The sequence below is a fragment of the uncultured Paraglaciecola sp. genome, from assembly GCF_937123705.1.
Taxonomy (GTDB): Bacteria; Pseudomonadota; Gammaproteobacteria; order Enterobacterales; family Alteromonadaceae; genus Paraglaciecola.
In genome coordinates, this window is record NZ_CAKZKO010000204.1 from 13,637 (window position 1) to 30,059 (window position 16,423).

The 16,423-nt window shown below is 40.4% G+C and carries 15 protein-coding genes; 10 read left to right on the forward strand and 5 right to left on the reverse strand.

Annotated features, from left to right (window positions below; translation table 11 throughout):
- Positions 1 to 79: 79 nt before the first annotated feature.
- The 4 genes from Q0688_RS25025 (at position 80) to ilvN (ending at position 3,573) form a co-directional block, all read left to right on the forward strand.
- Complete coding sequence (locus tag Q0688_RS25025) at positions 80 to 571, forward strand: DUF4442 domain-containing protein (RefSeq protein WP_299083877.1); 492 nt, start codon at positions 80 to 82, stop codon at positions 569 to 571.
- A gap of 206 nt (positions 572 to 777) precedes the next feature.
- The gene (gene maoP / locus Q0688_RS25030) at positions 778 to 1,152 is read left to right on the forward strand and encodes a DUF413 domain-containing protein (RefSeq protein WP_299083880.1); all 375 of its coding nucleotides are present in this window, start codon (positions 778 to 780) and stop codon (positions 1,150 to 1,152) included.
- Between the two features lie 205 nt (positions 1,153 to 1,357).
- Positions 1,358 to 3,076: an acetolactate synthase 3 large subunit gene (locus Q0688_RS25035; RefSeq protein ID WP_299083883.1), complete on the forward strand. Its 1,719-nt coding sequence runs from the start codon at positions 1,358 to 1,360 to the stop codon at positions 3,074 to 3,076.
- Positions 3,076 to 3,573 (forward strand): acetolactate synthase small subunit, encoded by a 498-nt coding sequence (gene ilvN, locus Q0688_RS25040; RefSeq protein ID WP_299083886.1) that lies wholly within the window; start codon positions 3,076 to 3,078, stop codon positions 3,571 to 3,573. The genes Q0688_RS25035 and ilvN overlap by 1 nt, the downstream gene beginning before the upstream one ends.
- 73 nt (positions 3,574 to 3,646) lie before the next feature.
- Here ilvN and Q0688_RS25045 read toward each other — a convergent pair whose 3' ends face one another.
- Positions 3,647 to 4,222, reverse strand: coding sequence for a thymidine kinase (locus Q0688_RS25045; RefSeq protein WP_299083889.1), 576 nt, complete (start codon positions 4,220 to 4,222; stop codon positions 3,647 to 3,649).
- A 93-nt stretch (positions 4,223 to 4,315) separates the two neighbouring features.
- A complete protein-coding gene (locus Q0688_RS25050) occupies positions 4,316 to 6,370 on the reverse strand; it encodes a putative bifunctional diguanylate cyclase/phosphodiesterase (RefSeq protein ID WP_367179839.1) in 2,055 nt (684 codons plus the stop codon).
- A 323-nt stretch (positions 6,371 to 6,693) separates the two neighbouring features.
- Here Q0688_RS25050 and lpxL point away from each other — a divergent pair, with 323 nt between their 5' ends.
- Both lpxL and Q0688_RS25060 read left to right on the forward strand, forming a co-directional pair.
- Positions 6,694 to 7,626, forward strand: coding sequence for an LpxL/LpxP family Kdo(2)-lipid IV(A) lauroyl/palmitoleoyl acyltransferase (lpxL, locus tag Q0688_RS25055; RefSeq protein WP_299083892.1), 933 nt, complete (start codon positions 6,694 to 6,696; stop codon positions 7,624 to 7,626).
- A 33-nt stretch (positions 7,627 to 7,659) separates the two neighbouring features.
- Positions 7,660 to 8,280, forward strand: a complete 621-nt coding sequence (locus tag Q0688_RS25060) for a toxin co-regulated pilus biosynthesis Q family protein (RefSeq protein ID WP_299083896.1) — start codon at positions 7,660 to 7,662, stop codon at positions 8,278 to 8,280.
- On the opposite strand, the gene glnE is transcribed toward Q0688_RS25060, so the two are convergent.
- Together glnE and Q0688_RS25070 are read right to left on the reverse strand one after the other, a co-directional pair.
- A complete protein-coding gene (glnE, locus tag Q0688_RS25065; protein ID WP_299083899.1) occupies positions 8,277 to 11,219 on the reverse strand; it encodes a bifunctional [glutamate--ammonia ligase]-adenylyl-L-tyrosine phosphorylase/[glutamate--ammonia-ligase] adenylyltransferase in 2,943 nt (980 codons plus the stop codon). The genes Q0688_RS25060 and glnE overlap by 4 nt on opposite strands.
- Entirely contained in the window at positions 11,209 to 11,505 is a 297-nt protein-coding gene (locus Q0688_RS25070) for a GIY-YIG nuclease family protein (RefSeq protein WP_299083902.1), read from the reverse strand. The genes glnE and Q0688_RS25070 overlap by 11 nt, the downstream gene beginning before the upstream one ends.
- A gap of 168 nt (positions 11,506 to 11,673) precedes the next feature.
- Between Q0688_RS25070 and Q0688_RS25075 the strand changes: the two genes are divergently transcribed.
- The gene (locus Q0688_RS25075; RefSeq protein ID WP_299083906.1) at positions 11,674 to 12,315 is read left to right on the forward strand and encodes a hemolysin III family protein; all 642 of its coding nucleotides are present in this window, start codon (positions 11,674 to 11,676) and stop codon (positions 12,313 to 12,315) included.
- A 101-nt stretch (positions 12,316 to 12,416) separates the two neighbouring features.
- Positions 12,417 to 13,451 carry an XrtA/PEP-CTERM system-associated ATPase gene (locus Q0688_RS25080; protein WP_299083909.1) on the forward strand — a complete coding sequence of 345 codons (1,035 nt, stop codon included), beginning with the start codon at positions 12,417 to 12,419 and terminating at the stop codon, positions 13,449 to 13,451.
- Positions 13,452 to 13,840: 389 nt separating this feature from the next.
- Here Q0688_RS25080 and Q0688_RS25085 read toward each other — a convergent pair whose 3' ends face one another.
- The gene (locus Q0688_RS25085) at positions 13,841 to 14,695 is read right to left on the reverse strand and encodes a LysR substrate-binding domain-containing protein (protein ID WP_299083912.1); all 855 of its coding nucleotides are present in this window, start codon (positions 14,693 to 14,695) and stop codon (positions 13,841 to 13,843) included.
- A 146-nt stretch (positions 14,696 to 14,841) separates the two neighbouring features.
- Here Q0688_RS25085 and gcvT point away from each other — a divergent pair, with 146 nt between their 5' ends.
- Positions 14,842 to 15,921 carry a glycine cleavage system aminomethyltransferase GcvT gene (gene gcvT, locus Q0688_RS25090; RefSeq protein ID WP_299083916.1) on the forward strand — a complete coding sequence of 360 codons (1,080 nt, stop codon included), beginning with the start codon at positions 14,842 to 14,844 and terminating at the stop codon, positions 15,919 to 15,921.
- 28 nt (positions 15,922 to 15,949) lie between these two features.
- On the forward strand, positions 15,950 to 16,339 hold the full coding sequence (gene gcvH / locus Q0688_RS25095; RefSeq protein ID WP_299083919.1) for a glycine cleavage system protein GcvH: 390 nt from the start codon (positions 15,950 to 15,952) through the stop codon (positions 16,337 to 16,339).
- Positions 16,340 to 16,423: the final 84 nt, after the last annotated feature.

The window sequence follows — 16,423 nt, forward strand, 5'->3', positions numbered from 1 at the left end:
ACACTTCTTCAACAAAATCATTGCTATTGACTTAGCACAAATTCATAATCATTCACTGGTCTAACCAGAGGTAATAATTATGACTGTAGTAAATCCCCTCAGAACTTTTGTTGACAACGTTAATCACTATCCCTTATGGCTAAGTTCTAGGCTTATGACATGGGCGTTTAGGTACAAAGTTAAGCTCGCAGGTACCACAGGTATAGAAGTGCTGCATACAGACGGAAAATCAGCGACCTACAGGCAAAAAAATCGTAAAAAAGCTCAAAACCATATTGGCAGTGTACATGCGGCGGCCATGGCATTGTTAGCTGAGTCATGTACCGGTTTTATAGTGGGGATCAATTTGCCGGGCGATAAGTTACCTTTGATAAAACGCATGAACTTAAACTACGTTAAACGGGCCACAGGTGATATGACAGCCGTTGCCAGCTTAACTGACGAGCAAATTACCTTGATGCAAACCACTGATAAAGGTGAAGTGAGTGTTAAGGTACAAGTAACAGATGTCACAGGTATTGAACCCTTAGAGTGCGAAATGATTTGGGCATGGGTACCCAAAAATAAGTGATAATTCATAAGCCAAGTTTTTAGATCGACAGTCATATCCAATTACTGCAATAAAAAAATCATCTCAAAAAGTTGACAGAATCCAGTTTTAAATTATAAAGCAAGACAAGGATCAATTGAGTGTCTTGCTTCTCTAATACCAGTTCAATTTTCCTTAAAATCTATGTCTTTGAATTTTATGATTTTATTTTTCGAGGTGTGGTTACTATGAAACTTACCAGAGAGTCTTTAACTAATCGAATTTTCAGTGATCCCAAGAACTACCCTTATGGTTTTTCTCGATCTGGAGATTTTTCAATAAATGAAAGTAAGGCTTTATCTCAGTATGGCTGCCTTATCGCTGCCTTAGTTGATGGGGAGATTGATGAGCAAACGGGAGACGATCGCCATTTGCTAGCTGTTGTTTATGGTACTGAGCCACCAGAAACTGTTGCTGAAAAAGCTTGGATGAAATATCAAAAGCGTATCAATCGACCTAAGTTAATGAGTATATGCGGTAATTATAATTCAGGTGTTAGCGATGAAGGCGAGAGCAATGAGATTGAGCAAGGTGATATTGAAGTTGAAATTGACGAAGATTAGTCATCATCACGTCCAGTTTATTGTTAAATAAATGTAAATCATCCTAATATTGTGTTTTACAATCGCCTTGGTAGGATCTAAATCCTAATATTTATTTATATAGGGATAAATATTTCTTTTTTGTCTGTGTTCATGTTTAAATTTCCTCCTTGCTGTCGTATAGTGCATTTTCCTTTTAATTTAATATAGTTCTGGAGTGATTCTGATGGAGATGATGTCAGGCGCCGCAATGGTTGTGCGTACGCTAAAAGATATAGGGGTAAAACATGTATTCGGTTATCCAGGTGGAGCCGTCCTTGATATTTATGATGCGTTATATGCGCAACAAGATGTCGAACATGTGCTCGTCCGTCACGAACAAGCTGCAGCTCATATGGCCGATGGTTATGCCAGATCTACTGGTACAACGGGTACTGTTTTAGTCACTTCAGGTCCGGGTGCAACCAACACCATTACGGGGATCGCAACTGCCTTTATGGACTCAATCCCTATGGTAGTGTTATCGGGTCAAGTACCCTCTAAACATATTGGTGAAGATGCCTTTCAAGAAACCGACATGGTGGGATGTTCTCGGCCTATTGTTAAGCATAGTTTTTTGGTTAAACGTGCGGTTGATATTCCAGAGGCCATTGCTAAGGCCTATTATATTGCCAACACTGGCCGTCCAGGCCCAGTAGTAGTGGATTTACCTAAAGACATAGTGAACGTGTTGGAAGAGCATCCTTATGAGTTTCCAAAAGATATCTCAATGCGTTCTTATAACCCTACCCTTAAAGGTCATAACAAGCAGATTAAAAAAGCGGTTAAAACCCTATTAGAAGCCAAGCGCCCCATTCTTTACGTTGGTGGCGGTGCGATTTCGGCTGAAGCGAGTGAGTTGGTCACTGAGATAGCGGGAAAACTCAATGCTCCGGTTACCTCTACTTTAATGGGGTTAGGCGCATTTTCGTCGGTACACGAGCAATTTGTGGGTATGCTAGGTATGCATGGCAGGTTAGAAGCAAACAAAGCCATGCATAACGCCGATTGTATTTTGGCCTTAGGCGCACGTTTTGACGATAGGGTGACCAACGATGTAGATAAATTTTGTCCACATGCAAGCATAGTACATGTGGATATTGACCCTGCGTCTATTTCAAAAATTGTTGGCGCCCACGTACCTGTTGTTGGCAGTGTTGACGAGGTGGCCAAGCAGTTACTGAGAGAGATGGGCAGAATCGACGCTAAGGCTCAAAAAGAAAAAATAGCGGATTGGTGGAAGCAAATCGAGCAATGGCGCGCTCGCAATTGCTTAGACTATAAAAAAGATAAAAACTTGATCAAACCTCAAGAAGTCATTGAGTCTCTGTATAAGCATACCCAAGGTGATGCGTACGTTAGCTCTGATGTAGGGCAGCATCAAATGTTTGCCGCTCTATATTATCCTTTTGCAAAACCAAGGCGTTGGATCAATTCAGGTGGATTAGGCACCATGGGCTTTGGATTACCCGCCGCAATGGGCGTGCAAATGGCCCACCCTGAAGCTGTGTCTACTGTGGTAACAGGGGATGGCAGTATTCAAATGAATATCCAAGAGCTAGCAACATGTATGCAATACAATTTGCCTATCAAAATTATCTCATTGAATAACCGTGCACTAGGTATGGTGCGCCAATGGCAAGATATGATTTACAAAGGCCGTCATTCTCACTCCTATATGGATTCTATGCCTGATTTTGTTAAATTGGCCGAGGCTTATGGACATATTGGTATTAGAGTGACTAAACCTGAAGAGCTGGACGAAGCTATGGCAAAGTGTTTTGCGGCTAAAGATAGATTGGTATTTATGGACATTGAAATAGATCAAAATGAACACGTTTACCCTATGCAAATTAAGTTTGGTGCTATGGATGATATGCGTTTAAGTAAAACGGAGCGTACCTAATGAGAAGAATTATTTCTGTTTTAATGGAAAATGCACCGGGTTCATTATCACGCATAGTAGGAGTGTTTTCACAACGGGGTTACAATGTCGATTCCTTGTGCGTGGCACCCACTGACGATAAGAGTCTGTCACGCTTGACTATAGTCACTCATGGTGATGATAAAGTGATTGAGCAGATCACTAAACAGGTTAACAAGCTGATAGATGTATTAAAAGTCACTGATTTAACGGATGGCCATCATGTTGAACGCGAGTTGATGTTAGTAAAAGTTGCTACTCGAAGTGAACTGATACGTGCAGAGGTCAAACGTAATGTGGACATATTTAGGGCACAAATTGTGGATGTAGATGCCAATAACTACACCATTCAAGTAACGGGTACCAGCGATAAACTCGATGCGTTCGCTCATACATTAAGTCAAAGCACTGAAATCATTGAGGCATCAAGAACAGGAGTTTGTGGCTTAGCCAGAGGTGAAAAAGCGCTTCGTCCATAAAATGTAATTCAATTAAATGTAATAAAGCCCTTATACGGATTAATGGTATTAGGGCTTGTTTGGTATCAGCTAGTCACCAAACAAGCTCAGAGAAGTGCTGGCGGCACATAGACTCGTATCTATCGTTACCTCCTACTTCTACCTGTTCGCCCTCTTTAACGGCCTGACCATGTTCGTCGATTCTGACAACAAAGGTTGCTTTACGACCACAATGACAAATAGTTTTTAGCTCGATGAGTTTGTCGGCCCAAGCCAACAGATAACGACTGCCTTCAAAGGTTTCTGCCAAAAAATCAGTTCGCAGACCATAGGCCAATACCGGTACATTGAGTTTATCCACAACATAAATGAGTTGTTGCACTTGCTGTTTGGTTAAAAACTGGGCTTCATCAATGAACAAACAATCTAATTTTCCATCTTCTAATAGTGTTTCTACGGAGGTGCGCATGTTAGTGTCTGGCGTAAATAGTCGCGCTTCAGCTTCAATACCTATTCTTGAAGCGACTTTGCCAACACCAAATCTATCGTCTAATGCAGCGGTAAAAATCTCTGCTTTCATGCCTCTTTCGGCATAGTTATAAGCGGATTGCAGTAAAGAAGTGGACTTACCAGCGTTCATCGCCGAGTAATAGAAGTAAAGTTGCGCCATGTAAAGCTATCTCATTACAAAAACAGCTATTTTGCCTTGATTAAGACAAAATTAATATCATCAAAAGCAGTTATTTATTGGGATTATATTAGATTAAAATATTGTATTTGAAATAGGATTCTGCCAAGCAATTAAATCTTCATTCTTCATAGGTTTGGCAAAGTAATACCCTTGTAAATAGTCAACACCCATGGCGGATAAAGCAATGGATTGCTCTTTGGTTTCTACTCCTTCTGCAATTGTTTTGCAATTGAGTTCGCCGGCAATAAATAACGTGGCTCGAATAATTGCTTCGCCTTTACCTTGGATATTATCCACAAAAGATTTGTCAATTTTGACATAGTTTACCGGCAAAGATTGCAGTTGTGACAACGACGAATAACCTGTGCCAAAGTCATCTATTGAAACATCAATATTTCGCGCTTGTATTTGTTCAAGTTGCTGACGGATCTTTACTTTGTTTTCAACAAATGTTGATTCAGTTACTTCTAGATGCAACCTTTCGGGGGCCAAACCGCTGCTGCGCAAACAGTTATCCAACAATCTAATAAACCCGTCGTCCATTAATTGAATTACAGATACATTAACCGACACCGCTGCTTGTTGATTAAATTGCCAGTGACTTGCATCCATGCAGGCTCGATTGAGTACCCATGCGCCTATTTCTCTTATAAAACCGGACTTTTCAGCCAAGGGAATAAACACATCAGGGCCAATAAATTTGCCATTGAAATTCCACCTTAATAGGGCTTCAAATGCAAAAGGAACCTTGTCTTTAGCGGTCAATATTGGCTGATAGCATAAATAAAATTGCTTACTTTCAATGGCATGTTGTAAGCCTTCCAATATTCTTTGAGAAGCGGTAATTTTTTCTTTTAGATCGCTGGAAAACAAACGAGGTTGTTTATTGCCAGACTTTTTCTGCTCACACATGGTCAGATCGGCAAGTTGAATAAGTTCTGCAGCCGAGGAACTATGAGCCGGCGCTATGGCAATGCCTATAGAAGCTGACAGATGTAATTCGCTTCCATGTACGTGTATTGGCTGTGCAATGCTTGTAGCAATAGCCTGGGCAATTGACATAGCAGTATCTTGATCGCTGTGAGGTAAAGCCACTAAAAACTCATCACCATTCCAGCGACCGGCACGGTTATTTTCAGTAAATGCAGAAATCCTTTCCGTTACTTGAATCAATACACTGTCACCTACATTGTGGCCCATTGTATCGTTAATTTTTTTGAAACCGTTAAGGTCGATAAATAGCAAGGCTAAAGGGCTCTCTTTAGCCTTTGACTGTTCTATTAATACTTCAAGGTTAGTGGTGAAAGCCTTACGATTATCAAATTGTGTTAGTGGATCGAGATTGCTTAATTGGTAGATCTCATAGGTACGCTTTTTTACCACCTCTTCCAAATCTATATTGAGTTCGCTTAACTCTTTGGTGGCAACTTCTAATTCTTGGTTTGCTTGTGCAACATGATTTTTTTCAGCTTCCATCTCAGAAACGAACATTTGATTACGGTTTCTTTGATAAATAGCATCTAAAGTAAAGCGAGAAGATCTGATACAAGAAAATACCACTACCACAGTGAAGGCTAAGCCAAGTGTCCCTAAAAGTTGTCTATGTGCTTGCTCAGCAATAACACCCATGACTGACATCGGCACTAACAATACAATTGAAAAGCTAATGGCAGTGAAGCGGTTAGCAGCCAAAAGAGAAGGAGAACTACTTGCCAAAGTGGTAATAATGATTATGACTGAAATTAGTTCGATAGTGTTAAATTGTGGATAAAAAACAACCACATAAACAGACCAAAACATTGCAGTAGCAATACATCCCGTTGCATAGCGTTGAATACCAAATAGACCGGAACTTTCCAACAAACTGCTTTTTACTTTCCACAATATCATGTCGATAAGGCGAACAAATAGCATGGTATTTAGGCCAATCCACCACACCACTTGGGGAGAACTAGCTTCAGTATCACTAAGCCCGAAGATCACCATAGTGCTAGCAATCGCACTTATCAACAGCCCAAATAAACCATTTTCATAAAGTAGTTTAGCTGCGTCTAAGTTTGAGGCATTTTGGAGAGCTATGTTGGTTTTGATATAATACACCCTTTGGAAATTGAATCGCGACTTCAACAAGAAGATCGTAAGTTATTAAAATTCAATGTCATTAGCCTCAGTGGAGACAGTGTAATATTATTCGAAAATTTATCTAGTTTAATTTTTAACTAGGACAAATAACCCAGAAATTTGTATAAGCAATACCAGCAAGTAAGGCTTTTTAAAGGCAATATAAACAAAGGGGATAACACTAAAGTTGTTGAAAAATAATAGTAAACTTTGTTTTTTAAGATTTTATATATAGCGTGCGAGTAAAATTGTGATTTTTTTCGAACTATTTTGATGTTGCAAATTGTCTTTAGTATTAGAATGCCCCAGTAAATTGATTGGAGAAAAACTTGGCAACTCAAAAAGTCCTAGCCCCTAAGTTTGAATTAGCATTTTTATTACCCAAATACTGGCTTACATGGGTGGGCGTTTTCATTTTATATAGTATTTCATGGCTACCTTACAGACTACAGCAAGGTTTAGGTAAGTTGCTTGGCCGCTTACTTAAGGTTGTAGCGAAAAAGCGATTTCGAATTGCACAGCGTAATATCGAATTGTGTTTTCCCGATTTGAGTGAACCAAAACGTGCCGCTTTGCTAAAAGCCAACTTGGACAATGCAGGCATGGCCATACTTGAGACAAGTATGGGATGGTGGTGGCCAACATGGCGAGTGGATCGTAAAGCTGAATTTGAAGGATACGAGCATATAGAAGCCATTTTAGCTAAAGGAAAAGGGGTCTTAGCATTTGGGATCCACAATATGAATCTTGAAATTGCCTGTAGAATATTGGGACGGCAATATCCCTCGGTAGTATTTTATCGCAAGCATAATAATCCACTAATGGAATATATGCAGTATTATGGTCGTAGTCGGTCAAACAAGTACTTAGTTCACAAGCGAGACGTTAAAGGCTTGATTAGCGCTTTAGATGATGGCGAATTGTGTATTTACTTTCCAGACCAAGATTATGGTCGCACTAGATGTGAATTTGCCCCTCTTTTTGCGGTGCCAGATGTAGCAACCACAAAGGGTTCACTGTTATTTGCTAAAGAAGCAAACTGCGAAACAATATTTCTAGTGCCCGTAAGAACGCAAAGTGGTTACAAGATAATCGCCTTGCCAGGGCTTGAGAATTTCCCCTCAGGTGACGATAAACATGATGTAATGCGCATTAATCAAATGATTGAAAAAATGATTTCAATCGCGCCAGAACAGTATCTTTGGATGCATAAGCGGTTTAAAACCCGCCCAAATCCTGAGGATCCCTCGTTATATAATTGAAGGTAACAATGATCTCAATAATAAGTGTAATTTATGAAGAAAGCTAAACCCGCAACTGGTTCGTTATTTTGGTTGAAACATGTATTTCTGGCAGTACTCGTTATTGTTATTGCCGTTATCGTCTTGGTTATGCAGCAGCGTAACGAGTCTGCTGTGCTCCCAGAAGGAGATGCGGGTAAAAAGAGTATTGCTTCCAATATGAGTAATTTTTATGCCGACTATCGTTCTTCATCGCGGGGGCCTATCGAACAGGATTTAGGAGACTTTGTGATGGGCGTGAAAACGTCTGATAAGCCCTTGAGTGAACGCTTAAAAAAAATGGAGAGTCTGCAAAATCCTATATCAGGTAGGTGGGTTGGCGATCACAAACACCGTACATTTAAAGCAGGAAGTACACTTCGAAGTGCCATTACCAGTTATGCACAATCAGAAGGTATGCAGGTAATTTGGGAGCTTGATCAAGACTTTATTGTTAAACATCCATTCCAGCTTGATGATTCTATGTTAGGCAGTTTGAAAATTATTGCTAATGCCATTGATGCCAATTTTGAAGGCGAGGTTAAAGCCTATATGTGTCCTCGCCAGCGCTCTTTAGTCATCACATCTACTGCTTCCGATTATTTAACAAAACAATGTGCCGAGGCGCGTAATTAGCTATTAATGTCGTTTTGTAAAACCTTTGCTTGCGCACCTAAATACTTATGCCATATTGCTTTGACAGCAAGTTGTAGATCAACAAGTGATGGGGTGACCTTAACTAAGGTTTTGTTTTGCAAAGCAAGTCGATGAGCATAATGGCGGTACTCCAAATAGGCGTGAGTCAGGGTGTCAGCTTCGACTTGGGTTATAAGCGACAAGTTTGCAAGGTCACTTAATATTCTTACATTGTCGGGCCACTTGGCTAAGCTAGGATAAGCATTGGTATGGGCTAACAGCATAAATTGTACGATAAACTCTATGTCGGCTATGCCTCCAGTATCTTGCTTTAAATCGATATTATCGGTATTTCCTTTTGCTAAATGAGCGCGCATTTTTTCTCGCATCAATACTACGTCTTCGGCAAGTTGTGATATCTCTCTTGGTTTTGATAATACCTGCAACCGTATTGCGCTAAACTGCTTTTGTAATTCATAGCTACCATTTATAAACCTAGCTCTTCCAAGTGCCTGATGCTCCCATGTCCAAGCATCTTCAGTTTGATAAGCGGAAAACCCATTTATATGGCACACCAATAACCCAGCATTACCTGAGGGTCGTAATCGCATATCTACGTCGTACAGCAGGCCTAAGCCTGTTTTAATGGTAAATATATGCAAAATACGTTGCGCTAATTTGATGTAAAACGCACCCGAACCAATAGCTTTTTGACCATTGGTAAGATGTTGTCCATTGCAGTTATGCAAAAATACTAAATCCAAGTCGGAACCATAGCCTAGCTCCCAGCCACCTAATTTTCCAAATCCTAATACCGCAAATCCTTTGTTTTGAATATCTTTAGGGCCTTGAGTATCACATATAGGTACACCGTGTTTTGCAACTAGCTGTTGCCACGCTAAGTCAACCACTTGAGCAATTATCGCTTCGGCCAAATGGGTTAGGTGATCGCTGATTTGCATGGTAGGGAGTACGTTGGAAATATCAGAGGCGGCGATTGTCAATTGTTGACTGAGTTTAAACTGGCGTAAGGTTTCTATTTGTAGTTCTAAATCTTCAGGCTCTACACGCAATAATGCTTGGCGTAGTTCATCAGAATATTGGTTAAAAGCCACAGGTTGGTATAAAGAGTTGGGATTAAGTAATTCGTCTAATAACAGCGGGAAACGTGTTATTTGTTCAGTTACCCAAGGGCTAGCAGCACATAACTTAACCAGTTGAAATAGCGCTCCTTGATTTTCAAAAAGTAACTGCAAATAGGCTGTTCTGCCCAAGATTGCCTTTAAAACAGTGAACACCCGTTTGAATAATTCTGCATGTTCAATTGCCGACGAACTCAGGATGTTGTGGATAGTTACAGGCATCAAATTATTTAAGGTAGTCAGGCCTCGATGACCAATTCGTTGCTTGGTCAAGTTTTGTCTAAATGCATTGATTTGTTGTGAAACGGCGGTAGCAATAGCAAACTTAGTATCAGTTTGAACATCTGAATCATGCCAGCATTCTAATATAGTTTGTATCTCGTCTGGTTCGAGTTGTAGTTGCCATAAATCCTTCGCTCCTTGCTGCTGTTCGTCGGCTACATCTTGCTGTAAAGCGGGGTCTTCCTTAACCAGCAATGAAAACTGCTGGTGGATTGTGTTGCAGTGTAAAGTCAATTGCTGCGAAAAATCTTGATCGTTGTTGATACATAGTACATGTAGCAGTCGTTTTTGGTCGACGAGATCACTGGGCAATACTTGGGTTTGTTTGTCGGCAAATTGTTGTAGGCAATGTTCTACTTTACGAAGCCATAGGTAGCTGTGGTGCAATCCTTTGGCGCCTTGAGAAGGAATGATTTGTAGATTAACTAATTCCGACAAGGCTTGCTGTAGACTCTGAGTCTGCAAGCTTGGTTCTCGTCCTCCGTTTATCAATTGTAAGCTTTGCACCACAAACTCTGCTTCTCGGATCCCACCTTCTCCTAATTTAATGTTGTTAGTGAGACCACGCCTGCGTACTTCTTGTTCGATCATTGATTTCATACTTCGTAAAGACTCAATGGCACTAAAGTCTAAGTAACGGCGATAAATAAAAGGCTGCAAGATATCAGATAATTGTTGCGTATAAGGGCTGGGTGGATTTAAAAGCGATGCTTTAAGCATAGCGTAGCGTTCCCAGTCCCGACCTTGTTCTTGGTAATAATCTTCCATTGCATCAAAATGCATAACCAGCGGGCCACTGTCGCCGAATGGTCTTAAACGCATATCAACCCGATATACTTGCCCATCGGCTGTGATTTGGTCTAAAGCGGCAATGATTTTTTGGGCTAACTTAGTGAAAAACTGTTGATTTTCCACAGACCTTTTGCCGCCAGAGGTTACGCCTACAGCAGGGTAAGTAAAAATCAAATCGATGTCGGATGAAAAGTTAAGCTCATTTCCACCTAATTTACCCATACCTAAAATCAACATAGGTTGTGGACCAAATACTCCTTGTGGTGTTCCGAATTGAGGCTGTAAGTACTGATGTAACCAGTTATTAGTTTGTGAAATGAGTTGCCTCGCCAGCTCAGAAACTTGACCTAAGGAACTTTCAATTGATTGCATGTTCAGTAAGTCACGCCATGCAATTCTTAACATCTGAAAATTTCTAAACTGTCTGAGTACCCTATGTAGATCCGTTTCGTTAGCAAGACCAATTAGTCGATTCGCAAGTTCACTTTGAAAATTTATGTGCTTTACAAATAGCAGCTCGTTTACCAACAATTCAGACAACCAATTGGGATGCTTTAGGCAGTGTTCATAAATAAATTCACTCAGTGCAAAAGCGGCTATTATCTGTGGTTTATACTTTTGAAAATTTGCGGAATATTCTGGATGAGACTGTAGTTCGAGCCAACGTACGTTTCCAAGTTCATTTAATTCAGAAGGAAGTTCTTTGACAGAGCTATTTTTCATGATTGCAATCCTCTTCCAATAACATGTTTGATACAGGTGCATCAGGCAGAGTGTTATTAACCAATTTTATTTTATCGGGTTTATTTAGTTTCTTTATCCAGAGTTCGACTTTTAGAGCATGGGAATGATCTGCCACCTTACACCACAGCTTCAACACTAAAGGACCTTTGCCTTTTAATGCTTTTGCACATTTTGGGCCGTTACTCTGATGCTCATCGAAGCGCCTTTCTATATCTGTACAAATCCCTGTGTAATATTGTTTAAGTTTATTTTCGATAATATACACAAACCACTGCTTCACTTGGTAATCAATCCACAACTATTGATGATAAGTGCCACAGTTTATACCAATAATGGCATTACTCGGTAATGGCAGGCAATTTGAATAAATAGTGGTGTGCAATTGAGGATTCAAAATATATGATTAAACCTTGTTTTCACTATGACCCTACATATGACTCATTCACCCCACGTTTTACCTAGCTATTCGCCACTTGAAGAGAAACTAAATGGCATTATTCATGGCGTAGGGGCAATTGCCGCTGTTGTTGGCTTGGTCTTATTGATTTTGCAGGCCGGCAGTGTTGCTGCTCAGTTGAGTGTTTTAGTGTACGGAGTGTCGATGATTTTGATGTTTTTGTCCTCTACGCTTTACCATTTAACCATAAAACCTTCCAGCAAAGCTTTCCTTAAGGTTGTGGATCATAGTGCAATATATCTACTAATAGCAGGTACCTACACACCACTTATGGTGTTAGCCATTGGTGGATGGACAGGATTTACTGGCATGCTAATAGTGTGGACCATTGCATTGATTGGCATAGGTTTTAAAATTTTTGGTAATCAGCGTTTTCCAAAGCTGTCCGTTATTACCTACTTGTTAATGGGCTGGTTGGCCATTTTTTTTATCTATCCTTTATACAATGTACTCGCTGCTCAAGGTTTATGGTGGTTGGTGGCGGGGGGACTTTGTTACACAGTCGGTGTGTTGTTTTATGTGGCTAAGAAAGTCCAGTTTACTCATGCCGTTTGGCATGTTTTTGTTGCTGCTGGGTGTGCATGCCATTTTTGTTGCATCTACTATTATGTGGTTTGACTCCAACCTTAGATAAGTATTTGATTGCTATGGACTAGGCTGATAGCTTAAGCTAATGCAATGCGCTTCGTTTTCTTTTCCCGATCAAGTGGTTCTTTATTATGTATGAAAATTATTATGGACTGACTTCTAAACCATTCCAGTTGACGCCAGATCCTAGCTTCTTTTTTGGCAGTAAATGGCATAAACGTGCCATGTCCTATTTGCAGTATGGGCTATCTCAAGCAGAAGGGTTTATTGTAATCACTGGCGACATTGGTACAGGCAAAACCACTATTGCGAATAGTTTGTTAGACGATATGCAAGAGGATATTGTTGCAGCGCAAATAGTCTCGCCAAAGTTGTCACCTGATGAATTGGTTAAAATGGTTGCCAGCAAGTTTAATGTGCCTGTTAAAGGTAGTACTAAGTCTGACATCCTGAATGATCTCGAAATATTTTTAATGGACTTGCATAAACAAGGTAAACGGGCCTTGCTATTGGTAGATGAAGCACAAAATTTACCTTTAGAGACTATTGAAGAACTACGGATGTTGTCTAACTTTCAAGCCGCAGGAAAGCCACTGTTGCAAAGCTTTTTACTTGGGCAAGAAGAGCTTCAGCCTATTTTAAGGGCACCCAATATGGAACAATTTAGGCAACGTATAGTGGCGTCATGCCACTTAGCACCGTTAACAGACATCGAGTGCCAAGCGTACATTGAATATCGTATGCAACATGCGGGTTGGGACAATAGAGCGTTGTTCTCGGCAGGAGCCTACGACCGAATTTTTCAGTTTACTCATGGCATTCCTCGCAAAATTAATACACTTATGGACAGAATATTACTGTTTGGCTTCTTAGAAGAACTAGAAACCTTAGATGAAGAAGCGGTTGAAAATGTTATTAAAGAAATATCTGAAGAAATGTTCAATCCAGAAAAACAAACGCAAGCTACGACTCAACCAACAGGTATTCTTGATGTGACAACTGAAGATGGGCAAGTAAAAGATGTTGAATACTATAAAACCATGCTTACAGAACTAGTGGATGCCCTCGACAGCGCTATCAGTCAAAAAATCAAACTGACACGTTATATAGACCGTTTATTGCAAAAAAAATACAAAACCTATGTACGATTGAAGTCAGATGACTAGATTTATCACCATAAAGCTATCGTAAATATATGATTTATTTAAATTAATTATGTTTTGGTGAGAAAGTTCGATGAATTAAATGAACTATAAGGTACTATCTTACTCGAAGGTGAGAGTGTATAAAAAACATACAGGTCATTATCTTCAATGATTGTATTGTTTTGGGGGCTCTATGAGACGTTTAATTAATGAAAGAAGAAAGTCGACGGGTGTGCATCCCGATGGACCTATATTCAAGGAACGACGTAAAGCTTACTATCATGGAAAATATAACAACAGAGTATTACCTCTTTTGATATTGATTAGTTGTATTGCTGTTTTTATGGTAAGACAAGGCATATAGCTAATAGATAGCATGATAAGTTTTAACACTAGATCAAGTATGGGCTTTAATTAGAATGTACTAGTCTGGATTTAATAAATTCTGCTAATTTGCCGCTGGCCTGCGGATGCTGAGACTTTCCCGAAAATAAACATATCTTTATGGTGCCTAAATCAGGTAAATGATTGTGCTGAATAATATCCAATTGTTTTGGCACACTGCTTTTCGCTAATGCACTTATTCCTAAGCCTTGTTTAATAGCAGCGGTAATGCCGCTAAGGTCGGCGTTTGTGTAACTTATGCGCCATCGCAGAGTTTGCTGTTTTAATTTATTGATAACTCGGCTACGGTAAACACAGCCATCTGGCGCTAACACTAAAGACAAATTTGTTTGCCCCTTAGCTAAATTTCGATCTCCCACCCACACTAATTTATCTATCAGTAAAACTTGCCCCTCAACCTGAATATCAGGATCGACCAACGCCATCACAAGGTCAAAATTATTAAGTTGTTTATCGTCAAGTAATGTTTTACTTAAAGCCGAAGTGACTTCTAGCGATACTTCGGGATACAAATTGCCAAATTCTCCAATAATACTAGGCAGTAAAGTAGTCGCAAACTCACTGGGAATACCAAGGCGCACTCTTCCCTTTAACGAAGTGGGTTGAAATTGCCGAAAAATATCATCGTTTAACGTCAGCATAGCTTGCGCTGTTTTATACAAGTTTAAACCGTCTTGATTGACCAGTTGTCGTTGTCCCTGCTTGTAGAAAAGACGTTTCGACAATTGTTGTTCGAGGCGTTTTATTTGTAAGCTCACGGCTGGTTGCGAGCGCCCTAATTTTTCGCCCGCTTTTGCAAAGCCACCCAAGTCAACCACAGTGACAAAAGTGCGCAAGTTATCCAAAGAGAGTTGTTTCACTAACCTAACCAGATTAAATAAGAGTTTTAAATGATTATTCGGTTATTCATAAGAAAAGTAAATGTAAACATTAATTATTTCAATTTGTTGTAGGGCGTCGCTGTACCTATACTTTCGCCATTGTTTTTCAGCGGACACAGTATTTCATGGTAAATAAAACAGTATTACATGCTAAACACCTCGAAGCAGGGGCTAAAATGGTTGATTTTCATGGTTGGGAAATGCCTATCAATTATGGCTCTCAAATTGAAGAACACCATGCAGTACGTACCGATGCCGGTATGTTTGATGTTTCTCATATGACAATAGTGGATGTCATAGGCACCGAAGCCCAAGGCTACTTGCGTTTTTTATTGGCTAACGATGTGGTCAAATTACAAGACACGGGTAAGGCGCTATACAGTGGTATGTTGAATGAAACGGGTGGCGTAGTAGACGATCTTATTGTTTACTATTTTACGGCTACTAATTATCGCTTAGTGGTGAATTCTGCCACCCGAGAAAAAGACATGAATTGGTTGTTACAACAAGCCAAGGCATTCGATGTCACTATAACTGAACGCTCTGAATTCGCCATGATAGCGGTACAAGGCCCTAATGCTAAAAGCAAAGCAGCGCAGTTATTTTCAGCTGCTCAAAAAGAAGCCGTAGCAGGTATGAAACCCTTTTTTGGGGTGCAGGCAGAAGATTTATTTATTGCCACTACTGGTTATACGGGTGAAGCGGGTTACGAAATTATGGTACCTGCAACCGAGGCCTCTGATTACTGGCAGAAGTTATTAGATGTGGGCGTAGTTCCTTGTGGTTTAGGCGCAAGAGACACTCTTCGCCTTGAGGCAGGAATGAACTTGTATGGTCAAGATATGGACGAGACCATCTCGCCATTGGCCGCAAATATGGCTTGGACAGTGACTTGGGAGCCGAGCGATAGAAACTTTGTGGGTCGTCAGGCCCTAGAGCAGCAAAAAGCCACAGGCACTGCAAAGTTAGTTGGCCTAGTGATGACAGATAAAGGTGTATTAAGGGCTGGCCAAAAAGTGAAAGTAGATGGCGGAGAAGGGGTGATCACTTCAGGCACCTTTTCACCTACTCTAGGCCATAGTATTGCCATGGCCCGCGTGCCGGCAACAGTAGGCGATAGCGCCGAAGTTGAAATACGCAAAAAGTGGGTTACAGTAAATGTGGTCAAACCTAGCTTTGTCCGCAATGGCAAAAGTGTATTATAAGAACATTAGATAAATATTAGGAACAAACATGAGTAATATTCCAGCAGATTTACGTTTCGCTTCAACTCACGAATGGGTACGCCCAGAAGGTGAAGGTGTATTTACAGTGGGTATCAGCGACCACGCCCAGCAATTATTGGGTGATATGGTATTTGTTGAGTTGCCAGACGTAGGTGCAGAGGTGGGTACCGGTGACGATGTTGCAGTGGCTGAGTCAGTAAAAGCCGCATCTGATGTGTATGCACCTATTACAGGTGAAATCTTAGAGGTGAATTCTGACTTAGAAGATTCGCCTGAGTTGGTTAACTCTGACCCCTATGGTGATGGCTGGTTATTTAAAATCAAAGCTGAAGATCCAGACGAAGTAGCAGGCTTGTTCGATGCCGAAGGCTATGAAGGTAATATCGAAGACGAGTAAACCTTAGGTACAAATGGGAGCACACCTGCTCCCAAGCTGTTTTCAACGTAATTTCAATAAAAGTGTGGTGCAAATTTCATTGTT